The organism is Candidatus Allofontibacter sp., from assembly GCF_040404065.1.
Taxonomy (GTDB): domain Bacteria; phylum Pseudomonadota; class Alphaproteobacteria; order Pelagibacterales; family Pelagibacteraceae; genus Fontibacterium.
Map to the genome: position 1 here is coordinate 57,884 of NZ_JBBAJM010000001.1, position 23,409 is coordinate 81,292.

The following is a 23,409-nucleotide window of genomic DNA, read 5'->3' on the forward strand; positions in this document are numbered from 1 at the left end:
TATGATACCAGGCTTTAGTTATCGAAGAAGATTTACTGATCTTTCTGAACAAGAAATTCTAGCACTAGCTATTTCGTCAGAAGAAGATGATGCTTCAATTTATCGAAGCTATGCTGAGCATTTAAAAAAAGACTATCCAGATACTGCAAAAGTATTTGTGGATATGGCACGAGTTGAAGACTCTCATAGAAAAATTCTAATTGATAAATTTCAATCCCGATTTGGCGAAAATATTCCTCTTATTAGAAGAGAGCATGTTTCAGGTTTCTACGCACGAAAACCTATTTGGTTAATAAAAAATCTAAGCGTAGATAGAATTAGATTAGAATCTGAAATGATGGAACGAGATGCTTATAATTTTTATACAAAAGCAGCTCAAATGACGTCGGACGCTTCAACAAGAAAATTGCTTGGTGATCTAGCTGCAGCTGAAGCAGGTCATGTTTCTACAACTGATAAACTTGTAGAATCCCATGTAAGTGGTGATGCAAAAGAAATGGAAGCTAGAACTTCGAAAAGACAATTAATACTTACTTGGGTTCAGCCTGGCCTGGCTGGTTTAATGGACGGTTCTGTATCAACACTTGCTCCAATTTTTGCAACTGCTTTTGCTACACAAAATACTTCGACAACTTTCCTTGTTGGTTTTGCAGCATCTATTGGTGCTGGTATTTCTATGGGATTAACTGAGGCAGTGTCAGATGATGGGTCAATTTCTGGTAGAGGATCTCCTTATAAACGCGGCATTGCAGCGGGCATCATGACTGCTGTTGGTGGCTTAGGTCATGCATTACCATATTTAATTCCACATTTTTGGACAGCAACTATCATTGCAATGATAATTGTATTTTGTGAGCTATGGGCAATTGTTTGGATTCAAAATAAATATATGGAGGCACCTTTCTTAAGAGCAACTTTGCAAGTAGTTTTAGGTGGTGCGCTTGTATTGGCCGCTGGAATTCTTATCGGATCTGGTTAATTAAGATCTATAGTCCGCGTTAATTGAAATATATTCTGCATTAAGATCACAAGTATAAGCAGTAAATTTTCCTTTACCTAAATTTAAATTCACATCAAAAACAATATCATTGCCAAGCATATAATCTTTAACTTTATTTTCATCATAAGAAGGTACTTGCATTCCGTATTTTGTAATTAGAAAGTTTCCAATTTGAATTTCTATTTTTTCTTGTTTTATTTTCTCGTTTGTTTTTCCAATTGCCATTAAAATTCTACCCCAATTAGGATCGCTTCCAGCAACTGCTGTTTTAACCAGTGGTGAATTTGCAATGGACATTGCAACTTCTTTTGCAAATTTATCATTAGAAGCGCCCGTTACTTTTACAGTTAAAAATTTTTTAGCTCCCTCCCCATCTAAAACTACTTGCTTTGCAAGATCCAACATCACTTCATAAAGCGCTTTTTCAAAATCTTTTGCAGCCTTAGAATTGATATCGTTAATAATCCTATTCTTGGCTTTTTTAGTTGAAAAAACTAAGACCATATCATTAGTTGAAGTATCTCCATCAACCGTGATTGCATTAAAAGTATTTTCAGTATTTCTCTTAAGCATTTTATTTAAAACTTCTTGCGAAATGTTTGCATCAGTAAAAATAAAACCAAACATTGTTGCCATATTTGGCGCAATCATTCCCGATCCCTTTGCGATACCTGCGATATTAATAAAATCTTTATTGGTTTGCACGACAGCACAACTCATCTTGCCGAAAGTGTCTGTAGTCATGATAGATAGTGCCTGCTTAATCCAAGTCAACTTTATCGGTCTTTTTAATTTTTCAATTAAATTAGGCAGAGCATTCTTAACTTTCGCAAGTGGAAACGGTTGACCAATTACACCTGTGGATGCAAATAAAATTTGTTTTTTTGAAATGTTTTTTTTATCTGAAAAAAATCTTGATAATTCAATAATGCTATTCAATCCTTGTTTGCCTGTGTAGGCATTTGCATTTCTTGTATTAACTAACAAAGCTTTAATGTCTTTTTTATTCGCTTTAATATTCCAATCAATACAAACAGATCTTGTTGTAGATTTTGTATAAACACCTGAAAATATTGCACCATCAGGAAAATAAAATAAACTTACATCATCTCTATTGGTATTATATAAGCCTGCACTTACTGCTGAAATTTCCAACCCCTCAATACTTGGCATCTCTGGAAAATCTTTGTTAACTCTATTAAGTTGTTTTTTCTTAAAAAAGTTTTGAAATAACATAGTCATGTGTATTTTATTTAGTATTTTTTCAGTTATAAGGTACTTGTTAAATTTATACTATTTAATTTATCTAGAATAATATCTCAAAATGATACCTGGTTTAAACATTTTAAAAAAAATATTTAAAACATCTAATGAGCGTAAGCTTAATGAAATCCAGCCTATAGTTCAGAAAATTAATTCATTAGAACAAGAAATTCAGAAACTTTCGGATCAAGAACTTAAAAACAAAACTCAAGAATTCAAAACAAGAATTAAAAATGGAGAAAATCTAAATAAAATTTTACCTGAAGCATTTGCATGCGTACGTGAGGCGAGCGTTAGAACTACAGGGCAAAGGCATTTTGACGTTCAATTGCTCGGTGGAATTATTCTGCATCAAGGAAAAATCTCAGAAATGAAAACTGGGGAAGGAAAAACTTTAGTTGCAACTCTGCCTGCTTACTTAAATAGTCTAAATGGAAAAGGTGTACACGTTGTAACCGTAAATGATTATCTTGCAAAACGTGACTCGGAATGGATGTCAAAAATTTATAATTTTTTAGGTGTGAGCGTTGGCTGCATCATAAATAGTATCGATGATGCTAGCAGAAAAGCTCAATATGAATGCGATATTACTTATGGAACTAACAACGAATTTGGTTTTGATTATTTAAGAGACAACATGAAATACTCAGTTGAAGAAATGGTACAACGCAAACATCATTTTTGCATTGTTGATGAAGTTGATAGTATTCTAATTGATGAGGCCCGAACACCTTTAATTATTTCTGGGTCCACAGAAGATAATTCCTCGGAATATTTTTTATGCAATAAATTAGTTAATCAACTTAATAAAGATCATTACGATTTAGATGAAAAAGATCGCAGCGCTCTACTTACTGAAAAAGGAATAGATTTTATTGAGGATAGGTTAAAAAAAGCAAATTTACTCAAGGGATCTAATTTTTATGATCCACAAAATTTATCTGTTGTTCATCATGTGAACCAAGCCTTAAGAGCCAACATGCTTTTTACTAAAGATAAAGATTATATAATTAAAGATAATCAAATTTATATTATCGATGAATTTACTGGAAGAATTATGGAAGGCAGACGTTACTCCGATGGTCTGCACCAAGCAATTGAAGCAAAAGAAGGCGTTCAAATTCAGAACGAAAACCAAACTTTAGCATCTATAACTTTCCAAAACTATTTTAGATTATACGAAAAGCTTTCGGGTATGACTGGAACAGCGATGACTGAGTCTGAAGAATTTTATGAAATTTATAAACTGGATGTTGTTGAAGTACCCACAAATAGACCTATGATTAGAAAAGATTTTAACGACAGAATTTTTAGAACTGAAAATGAAAAATTTGATGCGATTGTAAAAGAAATTGTAGTTGCTCATGAAAAAAAGCAGCCAGTATTAATTGGCACCACTAGTATTGAAAAATCTGAACGAATTTCAAAAATTTTAAAACAACAGTCAATAAAACATAATGTTTTAAATGCAAAATTTCACGAACAAGAAGCAAGTATTATTGCACAAGCAGGAAGAGTTGGTGCAGTTACTATTGCAACTAATATGGCTGGTCGAGGAACAGATATTCAGCTGGGTGGTAATTTGGATTTAAAAATTAAAGAAGGCGGCACTAATGATAAGATTTTAGTTGAGAAAACTAAACAAGAGCACGAACAAGAAAAGGCTAAAGTATTAGAAAGTGGTGGACTATTTGTAGTTGGAACTGAACGTCACGAAAGTAGAAGAATAGACAATCAGTTGAGAGGTAGAACTGGAAGACAAGGAGATAAAGGAGCATCTATTTTTTACCTTAGCCTACAGGATGATTTAATGAGAATTTTTGGATCTGAGCGAATTGACTTTATGCTTCAAAAATTAGGACTTAAAGAAGGAGAATCCATAGATCACCCATGGATTAATAAAGCCTTAGAAAAAGCCCAACAAAAAGTTGAAGGCAGAAATTTTGATATTAGAAAAACTTTATTGCAATTTGATGATGTAATGAATGATCAAAGAAAAGTAATTTTTGAACAAAGATTAGAAGTAATAAAAAACCCAAATATTTATAATGTAATAGATGATGTTTTTGATGAAATAGCAGAACAAGTTATAAGTGAAATTCAATTTTATCGAGAGCATGTTAATGCTGAAGCAAAGAAAACAATTAAAATTAAAACAGAACGTCTTTGCGGTACAAGAATTAGTGATGATGATTTTGCTCTAATACTTAAAAAAAGTAGTTCTGAAATAAAGAAATTTTTAAAAGATCATTTTGATGAAAAAAGAAATACGCGAATAAGTACGGCTGGAGATGAAGTGAATAAAGATGTTGAAAAAAGAATATTTTTACAGAATCTTGATTATGAATGGAGAAGTCATTTGCAATACCTTGAACAATTAAGACAAGTTATAGGTCTTAGAGGTTATGGACAAAAAAATCCTCTTGATGAATATAAAAAAGAAAGTTTCAATTTATTTAAAGATTTACTTTCAAAAATTAAAGAAAATTTAATTATATTTTTAATTAATATTCAAGTGACTACAGAAAACAAAGCTCCACAAACTCCAGAATCAAAACCCGTATTAGATGAAAAAATTTCAAGAAATGCTCCTTGCACTTGCGGTTCTGGGAAGAAATACAAGAATTGTTGCGGCTCTCTAACCAAAAATTAAAGCTAAAATAAACAACAGTACAATAACAGCAACCGTTGCTACCAATTTAGCATTATTCTGTAACAATAATTTCCAATTAAATGGATTGAATTTTGTAGTTGGAATATGAACTCCTTTATAAAATTCATCTTTAGTAATCAAAACATCTCTACCAATACTTAGGAATCTATTTTTTCTTTGATTAATGAGTTCTTCAGGAGAGATTCTTAATAATTCGCTTAAATTTCTTTTAATAACGCTTGTAACATTTGTAATAGCTTGGTCGTGACTTCTGTGAGCGCCCCCTTTTGGTTCTTGAATAACCTCATCTATAATTTTACTTTCTAATAGATCTTGTGCCGAAATTTTCATTGCCTCAGCAGCTTCTTTTGCCTTTTTGGGATCACGCCACAGAATAGAAGCGCACCCTTCTGGTGAAATCACTGAATAAACAGAATGTTCTAACATTAAAACTTTATTTGCTGTTGCAAGTGCAATGGCTCCTCCAGAACCACCTTCGCCAATTACAACTGATATCAACGGAACATTTACATTAAGACAACATTCAATACATTTTGCTATTGCTTCTGCCTGCCCCCTTTCTTCGGCTCCTTTTCCAGGATAAGCACCGGGTGTATCTACAAAAGTTATAATTGGAATATTTAATCTATTGGCAAGATTCATAAGACGCATACTTTTTCGGTAACCTTCTGGACGCATCATTCCAAAATTTCTTTGAATTCTAGATTGAGTATCATTTCCTTTCTCTTGACCAATCACCAAAACTGAAACTCCGTCTAGATTTCCAAATCCTGCTAGCACAGATTGATCTTCTCCGTATAAACGATCTCCTGACAAATTTATAAAATCTGGAAATATTTTTTTAATATAGTGAACAGAACGCGGTCTAAAATCATGTCTTGCAACTTTAGTTTTTTGCCAGCGATTAAGATTTGAATAAACTTTATCTAACTCATCATTTAACTTTTTTTCAGTCTCAACAATTATTGGATTTTCAATAATAGTGATACCTTTAGCAATATAAGGTCCTTTTAACTCCTGAATCTTTTGATCTAGAACCTTAATATTGTCTTCAAAATCTAAATAATTCATCTAATTTCTTATTTTTTATAAATATTGAGTTCAGATAAAGTTTATATATAAATAAACGCCTACATGAAATCTTTTCCAAAAAATACGACAATTACGGGCACTATTTCAAAAGAATTTGAAGATATACTAACATTAGAATGTTTAGAATTTATTGCTGAATTACACAGAAAATTTAACGGTCAAAGACTTGAATTATTAAAACGAAGACAAGAGGTTCAAAAAAAAATTGATGGGGGCTGGCGTCCTAATTTTTTAGAAGAAACAAGATCTATAAGAGAAAAAGATTGGAAGGTATTAAATGTACCAAAAGATCTGCAAGATCGAAGGGTTGAAATTACAGGTCCTACTAACCAAAAAATGATTATTAATGCTCTTAATTCTGGAGCGAGCTGTTTTATGGCCGATCTTGAAGACTCTTCAACTCCTTCTTGGAATAACGTTATCGAAGGTCAAATAAATTTAAAAAATGCTGTTAATAAAAAAATCGATTTTATAGACGCAGTAACCGGCAAAGCTTACAAATTAAATGAGAAACATGCTGTGCTGATTGTGAGACCAAGGGGATGGCACTTAGATGAAGCCCATTTCTTAGTTGATAATGAAAAATGCTCAGGAGGTATCTTTGATTTTGGTCTTTATTTTTATCATAACGCCAAACAACTTATTAAAAACGCAACAGGTCCATATTTTTATTTACCAAAAATGGAGAGTCATCTTGAAGCTAGACTTTGGAATTCTGTTTTTACAGAAGCTCAAAAAAAATTAGGTATTCTACACGGAACTATTAAAGCGACCGTTTTAATTGAGACAATATTGGCTTCTTTTGAAATGGATGAAATTCTATTTGAATTAAAAGATCATATCGTAGGTCTTAACTGTGGAAGATGGGATTATATTTTTAGCTACATTAAAAAATTTAAAAACTTTAAAGACTTTTTATTGCCAGATCGATCTTTCGTTAAGATGACTTCTCATTTTTTAAGATCCTATAGTTTATTGTTAATCAAAACATGTCACCGTAGAGGTGCTCACGCAATGGGCGGAATGGCAGCCCAAATTCCAATTAAAGACAATGAAGCTTTAAATCAAAAAGCAATGGAAGCCGTAAAACAAGATAAATTAAGAGAAGCGAATGATGGTCATGATGGTACTTGGGTTGCTCATCCGGGTCTGGTTAAAATTGCAAAAGATATTTTTGATGAAAAAATGCCACAACCAAACCAAATTAATAAAATTCCTAGCAATATAAAAATAGAAGCTAATGATTTATTGCTTGCTGAAAAAGGAGATATTACTGAAGAAGGTCTTAGAAAAAATATTTCTGTAGGTATCCAATATTTAGCAGCATGGCTTGGTGGTAATGGCTGTGTGCCTATTTATAATTTAATGGAAGATGCGGCTACTGCTGAAATTTCAAGGGCACAAGTTTGGCAATGGAATAAACATCAATGCAAAACCTCTGCTGGTAAAGAAATTGATCCTGAATATGTAAAAAAAATTGTCAAAGAAGAAATGGTGCAAATTAAAAAAGAAGTAGGAGAACAAAAATTTGCCAAAGGTAATTATGAGCGTGCCTCAAAAATGTTTGAAGAAATGTCAATTGCTAGTCAATTTGACGATTTTTTAACTGTTCCCGCTTACAACGAAATTCTCAGATCTGAAGCTAAATAATAGCTTACTTAATAATAGTTAATTTATCTGTTGGAATCTTTTCGATAATTTTTTCTTTTTCCAAAACAATATCTTTTGAACCAAAATAATAAAGAATACACAGAATAGCGATCAGGCTAGATATTGCTGATAGGATAATTAGTAAGGAAGTTCTGAAGGGCATTTCTGATTAATTATATAATATTTCAATTAGAATTATGTTAATAAATTATTCATTCAATAATGGCAACGCATAAAAGCTTAGTATTAGTTGGAATGATGGGTACAGGAAAAAGTACCATTGGAAAAGAAGTCGCAAAAAAATTAAAAATTGATTTTATCGATACTGATCAATTAATAGAAAAAGAAGCTAATCTTACTATTGCTGAAATTTTTAAAAAGAATGGCGAGAAATATTTTCGTGAATTAGAAGAAAAAATATTTCTAAAAATAAAAAATGATAAAGAAAGATTAATATCTGTGGGCGGTGGAGCTTTTATTAACAATTCTATTAGAAATAAAATTCTAAAAGAATACTTATCTATTTGGCTAAATATGGATGAAGATTTGATTATTGATCGCATTAAGCGTAATGCTAAAAAAAGACCAATGTTAGATCAGGATAATATTGAAAAAAGCATTATAAATCTAAAAAAAACTAGAGACCCAATATATAAATTGGCCGACCATGAAATAAATTGTAGTTTAAGTAGCAAGAGTAAAATTATTGAAAAAATTATAAATATTTATGAAAAAAATAACAATTAAAGTAAATTTAAAAAACAATAACTACCCAATTGTTATTAGTAATCATTTACTTAAAAACGCAGGAACAGAAATAAAAAAAATAATTCCAAAAGCACAAAAATTTCTTTTAATTACTGATAAAAATATTCCAAAATCTTACGCTCGCATAATTCTATCTTCATTAAAATCTAACAAAAAATACCTATTAACGTTGAGTGCTGGTGAAAAATCAAAAAATATGAATTTCACCAATGCTATTATAAAAAAATTATTTAAATATAATTTTAATCGAGATGACTGCGTTATCGCGTTGGGTGGTGGCGTTATTGGCGATTTATCAGGATTTGCGAGCAGTATTTTTAAGAGAGGTTTAAATCTAGTTCAAATACCAACAACTTTGTTAGCTCAGGTCGATTCTTCAATCGGTGGAAAAACTGGGATTAATTCTGAAGAAGGTAAAAATATGATTGGAACATTTTACCAACCCAAACTTGTTCTGATTGATCCAACAACATTAAAAAGTTTACCACGCAGACATTTAGTTGCTGGTTATGCTGAAATTTTAAAATACGCCTTAATCATGAATTCTAAATTCTTTGCTTGGTTAGAAAAAAATTCTCATGCAATAATTAATCTAACTGATTTAAATACAGTGATGTACGCGATTAAAGAAAGTTGCAAAAGCAAAGCTGTTATTGTGCAAAAAGATGAAAAAGAAAAAAATTTAAGAGCTATACTTAATTTTGGTCACACATTTGCTCATGCATTTGAAGCTCTAAAAAAATATTCAGAAGAGCTAATTCATGGAGAGGCAGTGCTATATGGAATGATGATTGCATCTTCTTTGTCTGTCAAAATGAAAATGATGCATATCAATGAATATCAACGCATTAGACATTTATATCGAAGACTAAATATTAATTATCAAATTAAAAATCTTTTTAAGAAAAAAGATATAAATAAAATCTTAGATTACATGAAACATGATAAAAAAAATTCTGGTTCTAAGATTAATTTAATCTTATTGAGTAAAATTGGAAAAGCTAAAATTCATCCTTCAGATCTTAATAAAAATATAAAACCTATTTTAGCTGAACAATTTAATTAATTTTGATTTCAAGGGAATGAATAATATTTTTCATCTCATCATATAAAATTGCATAAATTTTTTTATGCGCATCAATCGTTTTTAATTTTTTAAGCTCAACAGAAGAAATAATCACCTCAAAATGACTATTATTATTTTTGGGTGATTGAGCGTGATGTTGATGCAGGTGTGAATTGTTATTCACTACTACGTTCTCACAAATGATATTTTGTTTAATTTTGTCTAAGATAATATATTTTAGATCTGACATAAAATAATTTTAATCAATTTAAAAAATTACGCAAATGAGAAAGATCTGTGAGTGGAGCAAATGCAAAGATCTTGCGACAGGTCAGGGTCTTGTAAAAAAAGATATTAACAAGCAATATAAGTGGTTCTGTGCCGACCATCTAAAAATTCATAATAAGATCAACAATAATTCATGCGATTGGAAAAGATGTAAACATCCCGGAGAATTTAAAGCCCCATCCAAAACTCCTGGTGAATACAAATGGTTCTGCTCAGAACATATAAAGATTTATAATCATGAATGGGATTTCTTTTCCGGAATGGCTCAGGACAAGATTGAGGAATTTATTTATTCAGACATTACCTGGCATAAACCTACGTCTAAACTAGGTTCAAAAGATAATTTTTTTAATAAAGTTTGGAGAAATATTTTAGAAGAACATGACATCTCTAATTTTTCTGCAGATTTTTTTAAACAATTTGAAAATAAAACTATTTATAGTTCCAAAGAAATAGAGGCTCTTAAAAAGCTTGATTTAAAAAGTAATGTAAAATGGAGTGAAATTAGAGAACAATTTAAAAAACTTGTAAAAAAATATCACCCAGATACAAATTCCGGAGACAAAAAATTTGAAAATAAATTAAAAGAAATAACTATCGCATATACATATTTAAGGAATAACCAAAAAAATATTAATCATGGAAAATAATACTTTTGAAAATACCCCAGATATAAAAATTTCTGTAAAACAAACTTTTAATATCGACACAGATATGATGGTTGAAGGTTTTTCAAAACGAAATCAATTTGTTCCAGAGCTAGATAGTGCTTATAAATTTGACCGAGATACTACACTTGCCATCCTCGCAGGATTTGTTTTTAATAAAAGAGTTCTAATCCAAGGATTTCATGGCACAGGAAAATCAACTCATATCGAACAAATTGCAGCACGATTAAATTGGCCTTGCGTACGTGTAAACTTGGACAGTCATGTAAGTAGGATTGATTTGCTAGGAAAAGATGCAATTGTAATAAAAGATAATAAGCAGATCACTGAGTTCAGAGAAGGAATTCTTCCATGGGCACTACAAAATCCTGTGGCTTTAGTATTTGATGAATATGACGCTGGTAGACCAGATGTGATGTTTGTGATTCAAAGATTACTTGAGAGTGATGGAAAGTTAACTCTGCTTGATAAAAATAAAGTCATAAAACAACATAAATATTTTAGACTATTTGCAACCGCAAACACTATTGGTCTTGGAGATACTTCTGGACTTTATCACGGCACTCAACAGATTAATCAAGGACAAATGGATAGGTGGAATATAGTAACTACACTTAACTATTTAGCGCCAGAGAATGAACTTGAAATTATAATATCAAAATGTCCTCACTTAAATACAGCTGAAGGCAAAAAAATTGCGCAAAAAATGATTCAAGTAGCTGAACTAACAAGAGCTGGTCTTGCTAATGGAGACATTTCAACAGTAATGAGTCCCAGAACTGTAATGACGTGGGCAGACAATTATAAAATTTTTAAAGATATTGGTTACTCATTTAAAATATCATTTTTAAATCGTTGCGATGAGTTGGAAAGAGCAATTATTGCAGAGTATTTTCAAAGATGTTTTGCCCAAGAACTTACGGAAACATCAGCAAGTGTAAAAATAAATCTAAAAAATGGAAAATGAAAAACAGGCTGAAAATTTTAAAATAGCCATCTCATCGACCATTAAAGCCTTAGCAAAAAAACAAGACCTTAATATTTTATTTTCCGACGCTCCTATCAAAGAAAATAATACGATCAATCTTCCTAAAATTAGCTTTGAGTCCTTGAATGAATATCAAAATATTAGAGCTCTTGGGGATTCAGAGGCTCTAAAAATAAAATATAGCAATCAAGAACTATCAAGAAAATTTGAACCTAGAGGAGTTATTGCGAAAAATATTTACAAAAGTGCAGAAAAGATTCGTTATGAGAAATTAGGTTCAGAAAATTTTGAAGGAATAAAGCTTAATTTTAAAAACTATTATCAAAAGAAATTTAAAGAACAAAGTGATGACATGTACAATAATATTGAAAAAGCTTTTGATATTATTCTGGGAAATCAGTTGCTAAATTTAGGTTTAAATATTGATGAAAAAAAGAGCTTACAAAAATGGAATGAAATTATTAATGAACAAATCAAAGATAAAATAGGTTTATTAAAGCAAAATATTTCTAACCAAGAAAAATTCTCTAATATTCTAAATTCTATTATTCAAGATCTAAAACTAGAAGAAAAATTAAGTCCTAATGAAAATGACAATGACAACGAACAAAAGGACGAGAATAAAACTAAAGACCAAAATAATAACGAAGTTAACCAAGATAAAAATTCTAATAAACAAGATTTTAATATTGAAAGCGTGATTCCAGATATTGAAATTGACGCAAATCTAAGCGAACAAGAAAATTTGGTTGAAGATGAAAATAATTCTAGCGATGAAATTATGTCTTCAAATATTAAAAAAAATAATAGTGAAACAAAATACAAAGTTTTTACTAATAAATTTGATAAAATTATTAATGCTGAAGAAATGGTAGATCATACAGAAATGCATAAATTTAGAGAAAATTTAGATAATCAATTAAAATCTTTACATAATTTTATTTCAAGACTTGCAAACAAATTGCAAAGAAAACTATTGGCGGTTCAGAACAGATCGTGGGAGTTTGATCTTGAAGAAGGAATGCTTGATGCAGCAAAATTAACAAGAGTTATTATGGATCCGTATAATTCTCTTTCTTATAAAAAAGAAAAAAATACAAATTTTAAAGACACTGTCGTAACTTTATTGATTGATAATTCGGGCTCAATGCGTGGTAGACCCATCTCTATTGCGGCTATTTGTGCTGATATTCTATCGCGCACGCTTGAAAGGTGTTCTGTGAAAGTTGAGGTTCTAGGTTTTACGACATTAAATTGGAAAGGCGGAAAGAGTAGAGAGTTGTGGTTAAAAAACAAAACAAGCAATCCTGGAAGACTAAATGATTTATCACATATAATTTATAAATCTGCTGACACACCATGGAGAAGAGGAAAAAATAATTTAGGTCTAATGTTAAAAGAGGGAATATTAAAAGAAAATATAGATGGAGAAGCGATCTTATGGGCTTATCAAAGATTAAAGAAAAGAAGCGAAGAAAGAAAAATATTAATGGTAATTTCTGATGGAGCGCCTGTTGATGATTCAACCCTTTCTGTAAATCCTGGAAATTATTTAGAAAGACACTTAAAAAATACCGTAAAGTGGATCGAAAATAATAAAGATGTTGAAATTAATGCCATCGGAATAGGTCATGATGTAAGCAGCTATTATAGTAAAGCTTTAAAAATTGGAGATGTGCAAGAGCTGGGTGATGCTTTAATTGATCAGCTTGCAGATTTATTTATTGAAAACCCGAAAAGAAAAAAAACTATTAACTAAATCTAGCGATTGCAATCCTAAACGGTAGCAACATTGCAAAATCTACAAATAATTTAACTCCTAAATCTCCAAGAGCTAATACAACCCAAGAAGAATCAGTTCCATAAAAGGCGATACTAAAAAATATTACCGTATCCAATATTGAACCAAGAATTGAAGAGACAATCGGTGGTATAAACCATAATTTATTTCTTAAAATATCAAAAACCCTAATATCTAAAAGTTGTCCGGCAAGAAAAGCTGCACCTGATGCAATAACGATCCTTAAAAGAATTAAATTAAATTCTTCAAAAGTTAAAATAAACGATAGAGCAATTCCTAAAACAAATCCGAAAAATACAACTTTTTTAGCAAACTCTTTTCCAAAAAATCTATTTGCAAGATCTGTTACTAAAAAAGTAACAGGATACGTAAATGCTCCCCAAGTTAAAATTTCATTAAGTCCAAAATATTCAAAGGGAAATTGTACTAAATAATTAGAAACACAGATAATCAAGGCCATTAAGGCCGAATACAAAAATATCTTTTTTGAATAAATCAAAAGAACTAATTAGCTTTAACTTTTGTTTGTTTTTTAGCTTTTACTTCTTTTCTGGCTTTTTTAACGTGAGGAACGATTGTTAATAAAAGTTTTCTTAATTTTTTTACTCTAGGAGATAAATTTTTGTTTTTAGCTCTTAATAAAAACTCATCAATGCCACCTCTAAAATCTACAGCTTTGATTGCACGTGTACAAATTTTGATTCTAATATCACGATTTAATTTCTCGCTCTTAAAAGAAACTTTTTTAAGATTTGGAAAAAATCTTCTTTTTGTTTTGTTGTTAGCATGACTGACGTTATGCCCTGTTTGTGGTCTTTTACCTGTCAGTTCGCAAAGTTGTGACATAATTTCTCCTGCAAGGGATATATTTAGATGATGAATTTACGTCAAGATATTTATTATTTTTGCCGTTTTTTTACTTATTTAGTATGCTGTTTTAACAAAGATACTTTATAAATAAGTACTACTTAACAGCAAATTCCATGTTCGAGATTTTTTTACCTGTTGTAAAAATTCACGTTAACTACATTTATATTCTCCTTCTTAGTGGTTCCATTGGTATAGTTGGTGGGGTCATAGGTATTGGTGGTGGATTTTTGATGACTCCAGTATTAATTTTTTTAGGAATACCTCCTAGCTACGCAATCGCAAATGGTTCTAATAATATTTTGGCCTCATCAGTCTCTGGAACATTAAATTCTTGGTATAAAAAAGAGCTTGATCTCAAAATGGGGTATTTCATTTTGATTGGCGCTTTCTTTGGCGTTACTTTTGGAACTTTAGTTTTTAAAATCTTAATTAGAATTGGAATTGTAGACGAAATTACTGCAGTTTTATTTTTTTTATTATTAACTAGTTTTGGAGTGCTAATGCTAACTGAAAGTATTATCGAAATTTATAATAGAAAGAATAAAAGAATTATTTTAAAAAAAAGAAATAAACACAGTTGGATTCATGGTCTTCCATTTAAAGTTCGAATGCCAGCATCCAGATTATATACAAGTATCATTCCACCAATCTTTTTTGGATTTTTAGCCGGCATTGTGTCTGCGTTACTTGGTATTGGAGGAGCATTTCTTTTAATTCCAGCAATGATTTACGTAATAAGAGTGCCTATAAAAATTGTACGCGGCACGGCATTGTTAGTTGTGGTGTTTACTATGGCTTTTTCAACTTTTTTTCACTCCATAGCAAATCGTAACATTGATTTAATTCTTATTGTTTTACTAATGGTCGGTTCAATCATCGGAGTGCAAATAGGAACTAGAATTACAAACAAACTAAGAAATGAAGAGTTAAAATTTCTTATGTCGATACTTATTATAATGTTTGGATTAAAATTTGGTAAATCATTATTTTTTGCAGAAAAAAAAGTAAGATTTTTAAGAAAAATAGAAATTGATAACCAGTTTCCTGCTTTGAATAATTTTATAACTAATTTCCTGTATAATCATAAAATAATTTATTCAATGACAGCTATAGGACTTGCTCTATTATTTGGATTTATAGGTTCTTTTTTATTTAGAAAGATAAATAAAAAATGATAGTGAATAATAACAAATGAAAATAGAAAAGAAGAAATTATCAAAGATTCTAGGATATCTTGGTCTTATTCCCTTTTACGCTCTAACTATCTTTTATTTTTTATCAAATTTTAATAATTATGTTATTGAAGTATATTTATTCTACTCCAACATTATTATAGCTTTTATTTGTGGCACTCACTGGAGCAAAATACTTAATGGTAATTTACCTAATTCTAATCTAATTCTAACTGCCAGTGTTACAATTCCAATTGTAGCTTTTGTTTTAGATTTTTTTTCTAATCAAAATATAAATATTGTTTTTTATATAATCACTTTCTTTGTTCTTAATTTAATAGATGCAAAAATCTTTAAAGAAACGACTAATATTTGGTATGCAACTCTTAGAAAAAGATTAACTTTTTTGGTAATTATCAGTCAGGTAGTTAACTTATTTGCAATCAACGCCTATCGCTTCTTTTAAAGAAGAAAAACCATCTTTTCTTAACAACTCCGATAATTCTTGTTTAATAGAACTTACAACGAAAGGTCCCTTAAATACCAACCCTGTATATAATTGCAATAAAGAAGCACCTGATCTAATTTTTTCATAAGCTGTAACCCCTGAATTAATTCCGCCAACTCCTATTAATGGAATCTTTTTTCCAACTTTTTTAAAAAATTTTTTAACAATTAAATTAGAAGTTTTTTGTATTGGAGTTCCTGACAATCCACCCTGCTCACTTTTTTTATTGCTTATTAAATTTTCTCTTAAATTAATAGAAGTGTTAGTCAAAACCAAACCATCCAAATTAAATTCTAGAACATTGTTACAGATCGTATCAACATCTAAATCACTTATGTCTGGTGATATTTTTAAAACAACTGGAGTTCTGCTGTTCAGTTGTTTTTTAATATTTGATATTTCTCTTAAAAGATTTTTTAAATTTTCTTGATGATGAAAATCTCTTAAATTTTCAGTATTGGGTGAGGAAATATTTATGCAAATATAACTGCATAAATTATGAAAATTTTTAAAACACTCTATATAGTCATCTATACGTGAAACACTGTCTTTGTTTGGCCCAATATTAATTCCCAAAATTCCATTTGAGTTTTTAATCTCAATTCTACTTTTAACTCTAGCTAATCCTTGGCTTGGAAAACCTAATCGATTAATAATTGCTTCGTCCTGTATTAATCTAAACACTCTTGGTTTTGCATTTCCTTCCTGAGGTTTTGGTGTGATTGTGCCAACCTCTGCAAAACCAAAACCTAAAGCAAAAACCTTGTCATATACGTCTGCATTTTTATCAAAGCCCGCAGCAAGACCTATTGGATTTGAAAACTCTTTACCAAAAATATTAATTTTTAAAATCTCATCATCTTTTGATGAAAAAATCGGTATATAAATATTTTTTAAAAATTGAATTGCTAATGAATGTGCTAATTCAGGATCAAGCTTATTAATAAAACTATTAATAAATTGATAATTCATTTTTATATTTAATCACTAATAGACTTATTAATTAAGTTTACTGTTTCCTTAATACCATAAAAACTTATAAAAGATCCCATTCTAGGACCTTGTTCGTCGCCAAAAAGTACTTCGTAAATCATTTTAAACCACTCTCTTAATCTTTCTTTTGAATAATGAACTTTGCCAACAGAATAAACAATTGTCTGCATTTCCTCAGGGGTCATACTAGGTGTCATTTTGGATATTTGCTCAGCAAGATCTTGAAGTGCTTTTTTTTCATTTGAATCTGGTTTTCTAAATTTTTTATTAATTTTTACAACATCATTAAAATAATTAATTGCATTTAAAATAAGTCTTCTAAGAATTGGGTGTTTTTCTTTAATTAGGTTTGGACTAAAGTTTTTAATAAACTTCCAAATAACTTCTTCTTTATCAGTGTTACTAACGCTAACTAAATTAAGCAAAATATTAAAGGATATAATAATTTCTTCCTTAGGAGGATTTCCATTGTGAACATGCCAAACTGGATTCCCCAATTTTTCTTTTGGTTCTTGTTTTTCAAATTTTTCTAAAAACGACAAATATTCATCAACTGCTTTTGGAATAACCTGAAAATATAATTTTTTTGCTCTAGTCGGATTTTGATACATATAAAGAGATAAACTTTCTGGAGAGGCATATTTTAACCACTGTTCAATAGATATTCCGTTACCTTTTGATTTAGATATTTTTTCTCCATGCTCGTCTAAAAACAATTCATAAGCAAAACCGCTTGGTGGCGTTCCTCCTAAAATTTTACAAATTTTATTTGATAATTCTGCACTTGGAATTAAATCTTTTCCATACATTTCAAAATCAACTCCTAAGGCATACCAACGCATTGCCCAGTCTACTTTCCACTGCAATTTACATGCTCCGCCTGTAATTTTTGTCTCAACTTTTTTATTTCCGTTTTGATAAACTATAGTTTTTGCATCTAAATTTCTCTCAACCACAGCAACTTCTAGTACTTTTCCTGTTTCGGGACAAACAGGCAAAAATGGACTGTAAGTTTTTCTTCTTTCGGGTCCAAGCGTTGGCAGAACGACTTCCATGATTTTATCATAATTTTTCAATACTGCAGTTAATGCATCATCAAATTCTCCGTTGGTATATAATTCAGTTGAGCTTTTAAATTCATATTTAAAATTAAATTCATTTAAAAATTTTTGAAGCATATTATTGTTATGCTCTCCAAAGCTTTTAAATTTTTTAAATGGATCTGGAATTGCTGATAATGGCTTATTTAAATTTTCTTCTAAAATTGATTTATTAGGAATGTTGTCTGGAACTTTTCTAAGCCCATCCATGTCATCTGAAAATGTAAATAATTTTACAGGAATGTTGGATAATTTTTGAAGAGCATGCATGACCATAGTAGTTCTGCACACTTCACCGAAAGTTCCGATGTGAGGAAGTCCACTAGGACCATAGCCAGTCTGAAATAGAACGTAACCCTTTTTTTCTATTATCTTTGATCTTTTTTTTAAAATCTCTCGCGATTCAGCAAATGGCCAAGCTTCTGAATCTTCAAAAAACTTTTTATCGATTAACATTCTTAATTCTTGTTTTAATTTCTTTATTAATAATAACTCTTACCTCATTAAACATTGGATCTTCTAACCTTTTATTAAGTATTGTCCAAGTGTAAGGGATTAATTTTAAATATCTGTTTTTCTTATCACGCTTAAAAAGCCTTGAAAATATTCCAATAATTTTCATCGCTCTTTGTACTGACAAAATTGAAAATTCTTTTTTGAATTGCTGAATATTAAAATTTTTCTCTCTCGTTGCTAACGATAGATAAAAATTAAATAATTTTTGCTTTAGATTAAAATCAGTCTTAATTCTGACGTCATCTATTATAGATACGACGTCATAAGCTTTTGAACCTATCAAGGCATCTTGGCTATCAATGACACCTATTTTATTCTGAGATCCACTTCTATATGCCATCAAATTTGAAATATGAAAATCTCTATGAACGAAATAACTATTTTTAAAAAAATTAACTTTTAAGATTGATAGTAATAATCTTCTTAATTTTAATATTTTAGGATTAGTTCTTATCTTAAGAACATGAGGTAAGTACCAAATAAAAAATAAATCAATTTCTTTTTTAAGAATTTTAAAATTATATTTTTTAAATTTAAATATATTCTGTTCAACTTTAATACTTTGTAATTTTACTAAATATCTAATTAATGACTTATAAATTTTAAATTTATTTTTAGATTTATTAATTAACTGAAGATAAGTTTTATCACCAAAATCTTCCAATAAAGCTAGGCCGTTTTTATAATTATAATCTATAACTCTTGGTGAATTAATACCTTTAGTTGTTAAAAATTTATTTATTAAGACATAATTTAAAATATTAGATTTCTTTTCTTTTTCTGCAAAAGCAAGAATATAAGAATCGTTTTTGTGATAAATTCTAAAATATTTTCTAAAGGAAGCATCTCCTTGTATTTCTTTTATTCTACAATTCTCAATACAATTCCTTTTTAAAAAAATCTTTATTATCTTTAATTTATTTGCATTAATCATTAATACTAAATCCTGACCACTTTCCTTTGCCGTTAAATGTTAAAGATCTTAAATTTTTATCCACATTATAACTAAAATTAATTTGCAAAAATTCATTTAATGAATTTACAATAAATTCTGGCCATTCAATAATATTTATAAATTCCTTTGCTGTATCTAATAAACCAATGTTTGAAATCTCACTTTCTTTTTTTAGTCTATAAAAATCATAATGAGCGATTCTTAAATCTTTCCCTAAATCATAATATTGAACTATATTAAAAGTTGGACTTAACACTTCTTCTAGAGGACGATTATTTTTTTTCTGTAAAAAATTTATTAAATATCTTGAGAATGTTGTCTTCCCTGAACCCAGATTTCCATTGAGTAATATAAAATCATTTTTCTTTAAATTAATTGCAATAGTTTCTGCAATTTTTTTGGTGGAATCTAAAGATTTTAATTCCATTTAATTGAAATTAATAACGATAAGCGTCTGGTTTAAAGGGTCCTTTTTGTGAAACGCTAATATAATCAGCCTGTTCTTTGCTTAATTGAGTTAGTTTTGCTCCAACTTTCGCAAGGTGCAACATCGCAACTTTTTCATCTAAATGTTTTGGCAGCACATAAACTTTGTTTTGATATTTACCGTTGCTATTCCATAATTCTATTTGAGCAATAACTTGATTTGTAAATGAAGCGCTCATTACAAAACTAGGATGTCCAGTTGCACAACCAAGATTTACTAATCTGCCTTCTGCTAATAAAATAATTCTTTTCTTATCCGGAAACTCAATTTCATGAACTTGTGGTTTTACTTCGTTCCACTTGTAATTTTTTAACGCACTTACCTGAATTTCATTATCAAAATGTCCAATATTACAAAGAATAGATCTGTCTTTCATCTTTCTCATGTGCTCAATAGTAACGATGTCTTTATTACCTGTTGCGGTCACAACGATATCGGCTGATGATATTGCCTCATCCATCAATACAACTTCATAACCTTCCATGGCTGCTTGTAATGCACAAATTGGATCTGTTTCTGTAACTAAAACTCTTGCGCCACTTTGTCTAAGAGATGCCGCGCTACCTTTTCCAACGTCACCAAAACCTGCAACAATGGCAACTTTTCCTGACATCATAACATCTGTTGCTCTTCTAATTGAATCGACTAAACTTTCTCTGCATCCATACAAATTATCAAACTTAGATTTGGTTACTGAGTCGTTTACGTTAATTGCTGGGATTAATAATTTATTATCTTTCTCTAATTTTTTTAAAGCCTTAACTCCTGTAGTTGTTTCTTCTGAAACGCCCTTAATATTTTTTAATAAATCTTTATATTTGTCATGAATCAACATTGTTAGATCACCACCATCATCTAATAAAAGATTTGGTTTCCAATCTTTTTTTCCGTTAATTGTTTGTTCAATACACCACCAATATTCTTCTTCGGTTTCACCTTTCCATGCAAAAACTGGGATTCCTTTTTTTGCAATTGCTGCTGCTGCATGATCTTGCGTTGAAAAAATATTACAAGAAGACCATCTAACATCCGCTCCTAAAGCCACTAATGTTTCTATCAAAACTGCTGTTTGAATAGTCATATGCAGACAACCAATTATTTTTGCTCCCTTTAAGGGCTGAATAGAGTGATATTCTTTTCGAATTGCCATTAAACCTGGCATTTCTGTTTCGGCCAAAGATATTTCTTTGTTACCAAAATCAGCTAACTGCAAATCTTTTACTTTAAAATCTTGAGACATTTAAAAAGTTAACTAACAATAAAATCTATATATATCAATTTTATTTAACAAATTTTAACCTGCTATGGGCAGATCAATTTCAATAACAGCACCTTTTTTTCCTGCTTCTTCTAAATTGTAGGCTTTAATTTCACCTTTATGAGATTCAACAATATTTTTAACGATATTCAAACCTAATCCAGAATGAAGACCAAACATTTCTTTAGGTCTGTTACTGTAAAACCTTTCAAAAACTTTCCCTATATTATTTTCATTAAACCCAGGACCTTCGTCGGTAATAATTATCTTTGCATTATTTTTTACTTTTTGAATACTAACTCTTACCTTGCTTTTTTCCGGGCTAAAAGAAACTGCATTTTCTAATATATTTGAAATAACTTGATCTATTCTACTTTCAAAACCCAGTATTAAGATTTTTTTATCAGTTAAGTTTCTTACTTCTATTGAAATATTTTTTTTATTATTATTAATGACTTGCTGATAATCCTCCACAACATTTCTTATCAATTCAATTAAATCAAATTTTTTTAATTGCAGTTTAACTTCTAAAGCTTCTCCTTTTAACATCTTAGAATAGTCAGTAATTAATCTTTCAATTCTAACCACATCATCACTTAAAATATTTAATAATCTATTTCTTTTTTCAATATCTTTAGCATCAGGCAGAAGCTCTGATGCTGCTTTTAAAGATGCAAGTGGATTTCTAATTTCATGAGTAAGATCTGATGCAAATCTTTCTGCAAACTCAATCCTTTGATAAAGATTATTGGTCATACTTGAAAGTGATCTAGACAAATTGCCAATCTCATCTTCTCTTAAATTAATCCTGTCTACGATCTTGTCATCAGGATTGTTAGAGGTTGCTTTTGAAGTATAACGACCCAAAATTCCTATTGGTTTAATAATATTAGCGTTCAAAAATATTGAAAAAATTAATATAATTACGGCAACACTTAAGGCTGTTCTTGTAACAAAGTTCTTTCTTTCACGCACTGCAGTTTCAATCTCGTTAGCTTCTTCTGCTATAACAATAAATCCTTTTTTTTCATTATTAAGTGTTAATGGTGCAAAACTAAAAACTACAAAATTATTTCTAATTTTTCTTGTAATAGTTATTAATCTAGCAGGGGCAGAAACATCTAAATTCTCATTAATAATTCTATTAAATAATTGTTCTTCAGCTTTCGGGGTAAGATTTGATGTGTCTGGAATATCATCTTTTTCTAATTTTCTTTGCTGCACGTCGGGTACCTTATAAAAAGGTCTTGAGTTTAAATCTAACGAACGCGTATCAACTATGATGTCTTTTTTTAGATCATAAATTCTAATTTGATTAATATTAGGTAATAAAAATTTATAATTTGTTAAAAAAACCCTAAGATTCTCTTTCTTGTATGGAATATTCTGCAATTCCATATTCAAAGCTATATTGCTAATTAATTTTGAATGTTCTCTCTTCTTATTGCTAACGAGTTCAGGTTCGATGGATTGGATATAAGTAAAAGTAACAAAAAGTAGAACTAAAAAGAAAAATATATTTATAAATAAAAATCTTGTTAATAAAGATTTAAAATTTATCTCTGGAAGTTTCATTATATTTAGCTAATATTCCAGCGATAACCACTGCCATATCTTGTTTCAATTGCTGAAAAATCAGGATCAATTTTTTTAAATTTTTTTCTAATTCTTTTTATGTGACTATCGATAGTTCTGTCCTCAATATCACCATCTTCGTTCTTATATGCAATATTCATTAAGTATGCTCTTTCTTTAAGAACGCCAGGTCGTTTTGCTAATTCATAAATAATTTTAAATTCAGTCGTTGTAAGTTTTTCAGGTAAAGACTTATCTCCCCACAAACATTCCAATTGCTCTGAATCTAAAGTTAATTTTCCAACCGTTAAAATATTCTTAGGCTGTGTATTAGTTTTAGGCTCTAATTTTCTAAGCTGAACACGAATTCTCTCGATTAATACTTTGATTGAAAAGCCCCCAGATTTTTTTACATAATCATCAGCTCCAAGTTTTAAACCTAATAACTCATCCACCTCATCATCTTTAGATGTTAATAAAATTACAGGTATCGTAGATTTTTTTCTTAATTTTTCTAAAAGCTCTTCCCCATTCATTTTTGGCATTTTTAAATCTATAACTGCAAGATCAGGTGGGTTACGCGTCATACCAATGTAGGCACTTTCACCATCAAGATAGGTGTGAACTTTAAATCCTTCATTCTCAAGCGCCATTGAAACACTTGTTAAAATATTTCTATCATCATCCACCAGGGCAATTGTTTTACTCATGTAAATT

Annotated in this window: 22 protein-coding genes; 10 read left to right on the plus strand and 12 right to left on the minus strand. The window is 29.9% G+C overall.

Translation table 11 applies throughout. From position 1 onward, the window contains the following. Position 1 precedes the first annotated feature (1 nt). A complete protein-coding gene (gene mbfA / locus AC8IG9_RS00315; RefSeq protein ID WP_507424833.1) occupies positions 2 to 979 on the plus strand; it encodes an iron exporter MbfA in 978 nt (325 codons plus the stop codon). Here the strand turns inward: mbfA and argJ are convergent, their stop codons facing one another. Continuing rightward, positions 980 to 2,242 (minus strand): bifunctional glutamate N-acetyltransferase/amino-acid acetyltransferase ArgJ, encoded by a 1,263-nt coding sequence (argJ, locus tag AC8IG9_RS00320; protein ID WP_507424834.1) that lies wholly within the window; start codon positions 2,240 to 2,242, stop codon positions 980 to 982. It abuts the gene before it with no gap. 82 nt (positions 2,243 to 2,324) lie between these two features. Here argJ and secA point away from each other — a divergent pair, with 82 nt between their 5' ends. Then, positions 2,325 to 4,916, plus strand: a complete 2,592-nt coding sequence (gene secA, locus AC8IG9_RS00325; RefSeq protein WP_507424835.1) for a preprotein translocase subunit SecA — start codon at positions 2,325 to 2,327, stop codon at positions 4,914 to 4,916. On the opposite strand, the gene AC8IG9_RS00330 is transcribed toward secA, so the two are convergent. Continuing rightward, positions 4,902 to 6,008: an acetyl-CoA carboxylase carboxyltransferase subunit alpha gene (locus AC8IG9_RS00330; RefSeq protein ID WP_507424836.1), complete on the minus strand. Its 1,107-nt coding sequence runs from the start codon at positions 6,006 to 6,008 to the stop codon at positions 4,902 to 4,904. The two genes, secA and AC8IG9_RS00330, sit on opposite strands and share 15 nt — an antisense overlap. Positions 6,009 to 6,071: 63 nt before the next feature. Here AC8IG9_RS00330 and aceB point away from each other — a divergent pair, with 63 nt between their 5' ends. The 3 genes from aceB (at position 6,072) to aroB (ending at position 9,513) form a co-directional block, all read left to right on the plus strand. Then, on the plus strand, positions 6,072 to 7,679 hold the full coding sequence (gene aceB, locus AC8IG9_RS00335; RefSeq protein ID WP_507424837.1) for a malate synthase A: 1,608 nt from the start codon (positions 6,072 to 6,074) through the stop codon (positions 7,677 to 7,679). Positions 7,680 to 7,901: 222 nt separating this feature from the next. Next, on the plus strand, positions 7,902 to 8,426 hold the full coding sequence (locus AC8IG9_RS00340) for a shikimate kinase (protein ID WP_507424838.1): 525 nt from the start codon (positions 7,902 to 7,904) through the stop codon (positions 8,424 to 8,426). Next, entirely contained in the window at positions 8,407 to 9,513 is a 1,107-nt protein-coding gene (gene aroB, locus AC8IG9_RS00345; protein ID WP_507424839.1) for a 3-dehydroquinate synthase, read from the plus strand. The genes AC8IG9_RS00340 and aroB overlap by 20 nt, the downstream gene beginning before the upstream one ends. Here the strand turns inward: aroB and AC8IG9_RS00350 are convergent. Continuing rightward, positions 9,506 to 9,763 carry a BolA family protein gene (locus AC8IG9_RS00350; RefSeq protein ID WP_507424840.1) on the minus strand — a complete coding sequence of 86 codons (258 nt, stop codon included), beginning with the start codon at positions 9,761 to 9,763 and terminating at the stop codon, positions 9,506 to 9,508. The two genes, aroB and AC8IG9_RS00350, sit on opposite strands and share 8 nt — an antisense overlap. A 34-nt stretch (positions 9,764 to 9,797) precedes the next feature. On the opposite strand from AC8IG9_RS00350, the gene AC8IG9_RS00355 reads away from it, so the two are divergent. The 3 genes from AC8IG9_RS00355 to AC8IG9_RS00365 are packed head-to-tail and all read left to right on the plus strand — an operon-like array spanning position 9,798 to position 13,216. Further along, positions 9,798 to 10,451 (plus strand): J domain-containing protein, encoded by a 654-nt coding sequence (locus AC8IG9_RS00355; protein WP_507424841.1) that lies wholly within the window; start codon positions 9,798 to 9,800, stop codon positions 10,449 to 10,451. After that, on the plus strand, positions 10,441 to 11,436 hold the full coding sequence (locus AC8IG9_RS00360) for an AAA family ATPase (RefSeq protein ID WP_507424842.1): 996 nt from the start codon (positions 10,441 to 10,443) through the stop codon (positions 11,434 to 11,436). Before AC8IG9_RS00355 ends, AC8IG9_RS00360 begins: the two co-directional genes overlap by 11 nt. Beyond that, complete coding sequence (locus AC8IG9_RS00365; RefSeq protein ID WP_507424843.1) at positions 11,426 to 13,216, plus strand: cobaltochelatase CobT-related protein; 1,791 nt, start codon at positions 11,426 to 11,428, stop codon at positions 13,214 to 13,216. Before AC8IG9_RS00360 ends, AC8IG9_RS00365 begins: the two co-directional genes overlap by 11 nt. Here AC8IG9_RS00365 and AC8IG9_RS00370 read toward each other — a convergent pair. Together AC8IG9_RS00370 and rpmB are read right to left on the minus strand one after the other, a co-directional pair. Further along, positions 13,209 to 13,757, minus strand: coding sequence for a queuosine precursor transporter (locus tag AC8IG9_RS00370; protein ID WP_507424844.1), 549 nt, complete (start codon positions 13,755 to 13,757; stop codon positions 13,209 to 13,211). The genes AC8IG9_RS00365 and AC8IG9_RS00370 overlap by 8 nt on opposite strands. A gap of 5 nt (positions 13,758 to 13,762) precedes the next feature. Beyond that, on the minus strand, positions 13,763 to 14,104 hold the full coding sequence (gene rpmB / locus AC8IG9_RS00375) for a 50S ribosomal protein L28 (protein WP_507424845.1): 342 nt from the start codon (positions 14,102 to 14,104) through the stop codon (positions 13,763 to 13,765). A 137-nt stretch (positions 14,105 to 14,241) separates the two neighbouring features. Here rpmB and AC8IG9_RS00380 point away from each other — a divergent pair, with 137 nt between their 5' ends. Both AC8IG9_RS00380 and AC8IG9_RS00385 read left to right on the plus strand, forming a co-directional pair. Then, positions 14,242 to 15,303, plus strand: a complete 1,062-nt coding sequence (locus AC8IG9_RS00380; RefSeq protein WP_507424846.1) for a sulfite exporter TauE/SafE family protein — start codon at positions 14,242 to 14,244, stop codon at positions 15,301 to 15,303. Positions 15,304 to 15,319: 16 nt separating this feature from the next. Further along, a complete protein-coding gene (locus AC8IG9_RS00385) occupies positions 15,320 to 15,766 on the plus strand; it encodes a DUF3429 domain-containing protein (protein WP_507424847.1) in 447 nt (148 codons plus the stop codon). Here the strand turns inward: AC8IG9_RS00385 and AC8IG9_RS00390 are convergent. The 7 genes from AC8IG9_RS00390 to AC8IG9_RS00420 are packed head-to-tail and all read right to left on the minus strand — an operon-like array spanning position 15,734 to position 23,402. Next, complete coding sequence (locus AC8IG9_RS00390) at positions 15,734 to 16,780, minus strand: quinone-dependent dihydroorotate dehydrogenase (protein ID WP_507424848.1); 1,047 nt, start codon at positions 16,778 to 16,780, stop codon at positions 15,734 to 15,736. The two genes, AC8IG9_RS00385 and AC8IG9_RS00390, sit on opposite strands and share 33 nt — an antisense overlap. 8 nt (positions 16,781 to 16,788) lie before the next feature. Next, positions 16,789 to 18,357, minus strand: a complete 1,569-nt coding sequence (locus AC8IG9_RS00395; RefSeq protein WP_507424849.1) for a lysine--tRNA ligase — start codon at positions 18,355 to 18,357, stop codon at positions 16,789 to 16,791. After that, the gene (locus AC8IG9_RS00400; protein WP_507424850.1) at positions 18,344 to 19,351 is read right to left on the minus strand and encodes an aminoglycoside phosphotransferase family protein; all 1,008 of its coding nucleotides are present in this window, start codon (positions 19,349 to 19,351) and stop codon (positions 18,344 to 18,346) included. Before AC8IG9_RS00400 ends, AC8IG9_RS00395 begins: the two co-directional genes overlap by 14 nt. Next, entirely contained in the window at positions 19,344 to 19,799 is a 456-nt protein-coding gene (tsaE, locus tag AC8IG9_RS00405) for a tRNA (adenosine(37)-N6)-threonylcarbamoyltransferase complex ATPase subunit type 1 TsaE (RefSeq protein ID WP_507424851.1), read from the minus strand. Before tsaE ends, AC8IG9_RS00400 begins: the two co-directional genes overlap by 8 nt. Before the next feature lie 10 nt (positions 19,800 to 19,809). After that, positions 19,810 to 21,099 carry an adenosylhomocysteinase gene (ahcY, locus tag AC8IG9_RS00410; RefSeq protein WP_507424852.1) on the minus strand — a complete coding sequence of 430 codons (1,290 nt, stop codon included), beginning with the start codon at positions 21,097 to 21,099 and terminating at the stop codon, positions 19,810 to 19,812. Positions 21,100 to 21,153: 54 nt separating this feature from the next. Beyond that, positions 21,154 to 22,692, minus strand: coding sequence for a sensor histidine kinase (locus AC8IG9_RS00415; RefSeq protein WP_507424853.1), 1,539 nt, complete (start codon positions 22,690 to 22,692; stop codon positions 21,154 to 21,156). A gap of 5 nt (positions 22,693 to 22,697) precedes the next feature. Continuing rightward, the gene (locus AC8IG9_RS00420) at positions 22,698 to 23,402 is read right to left on the minus strand and encodes a response regulator transcription factor (RefSeq protein ID WP_507424854.1); all 705 of its coding nucleotides are present in this window, start codon (positions 23,400 to 23,402) and stop codon (positions 22,698 to 22,700) included. Positions 23,403 to 23,409 lie beyond the last annotated feature (7 nt).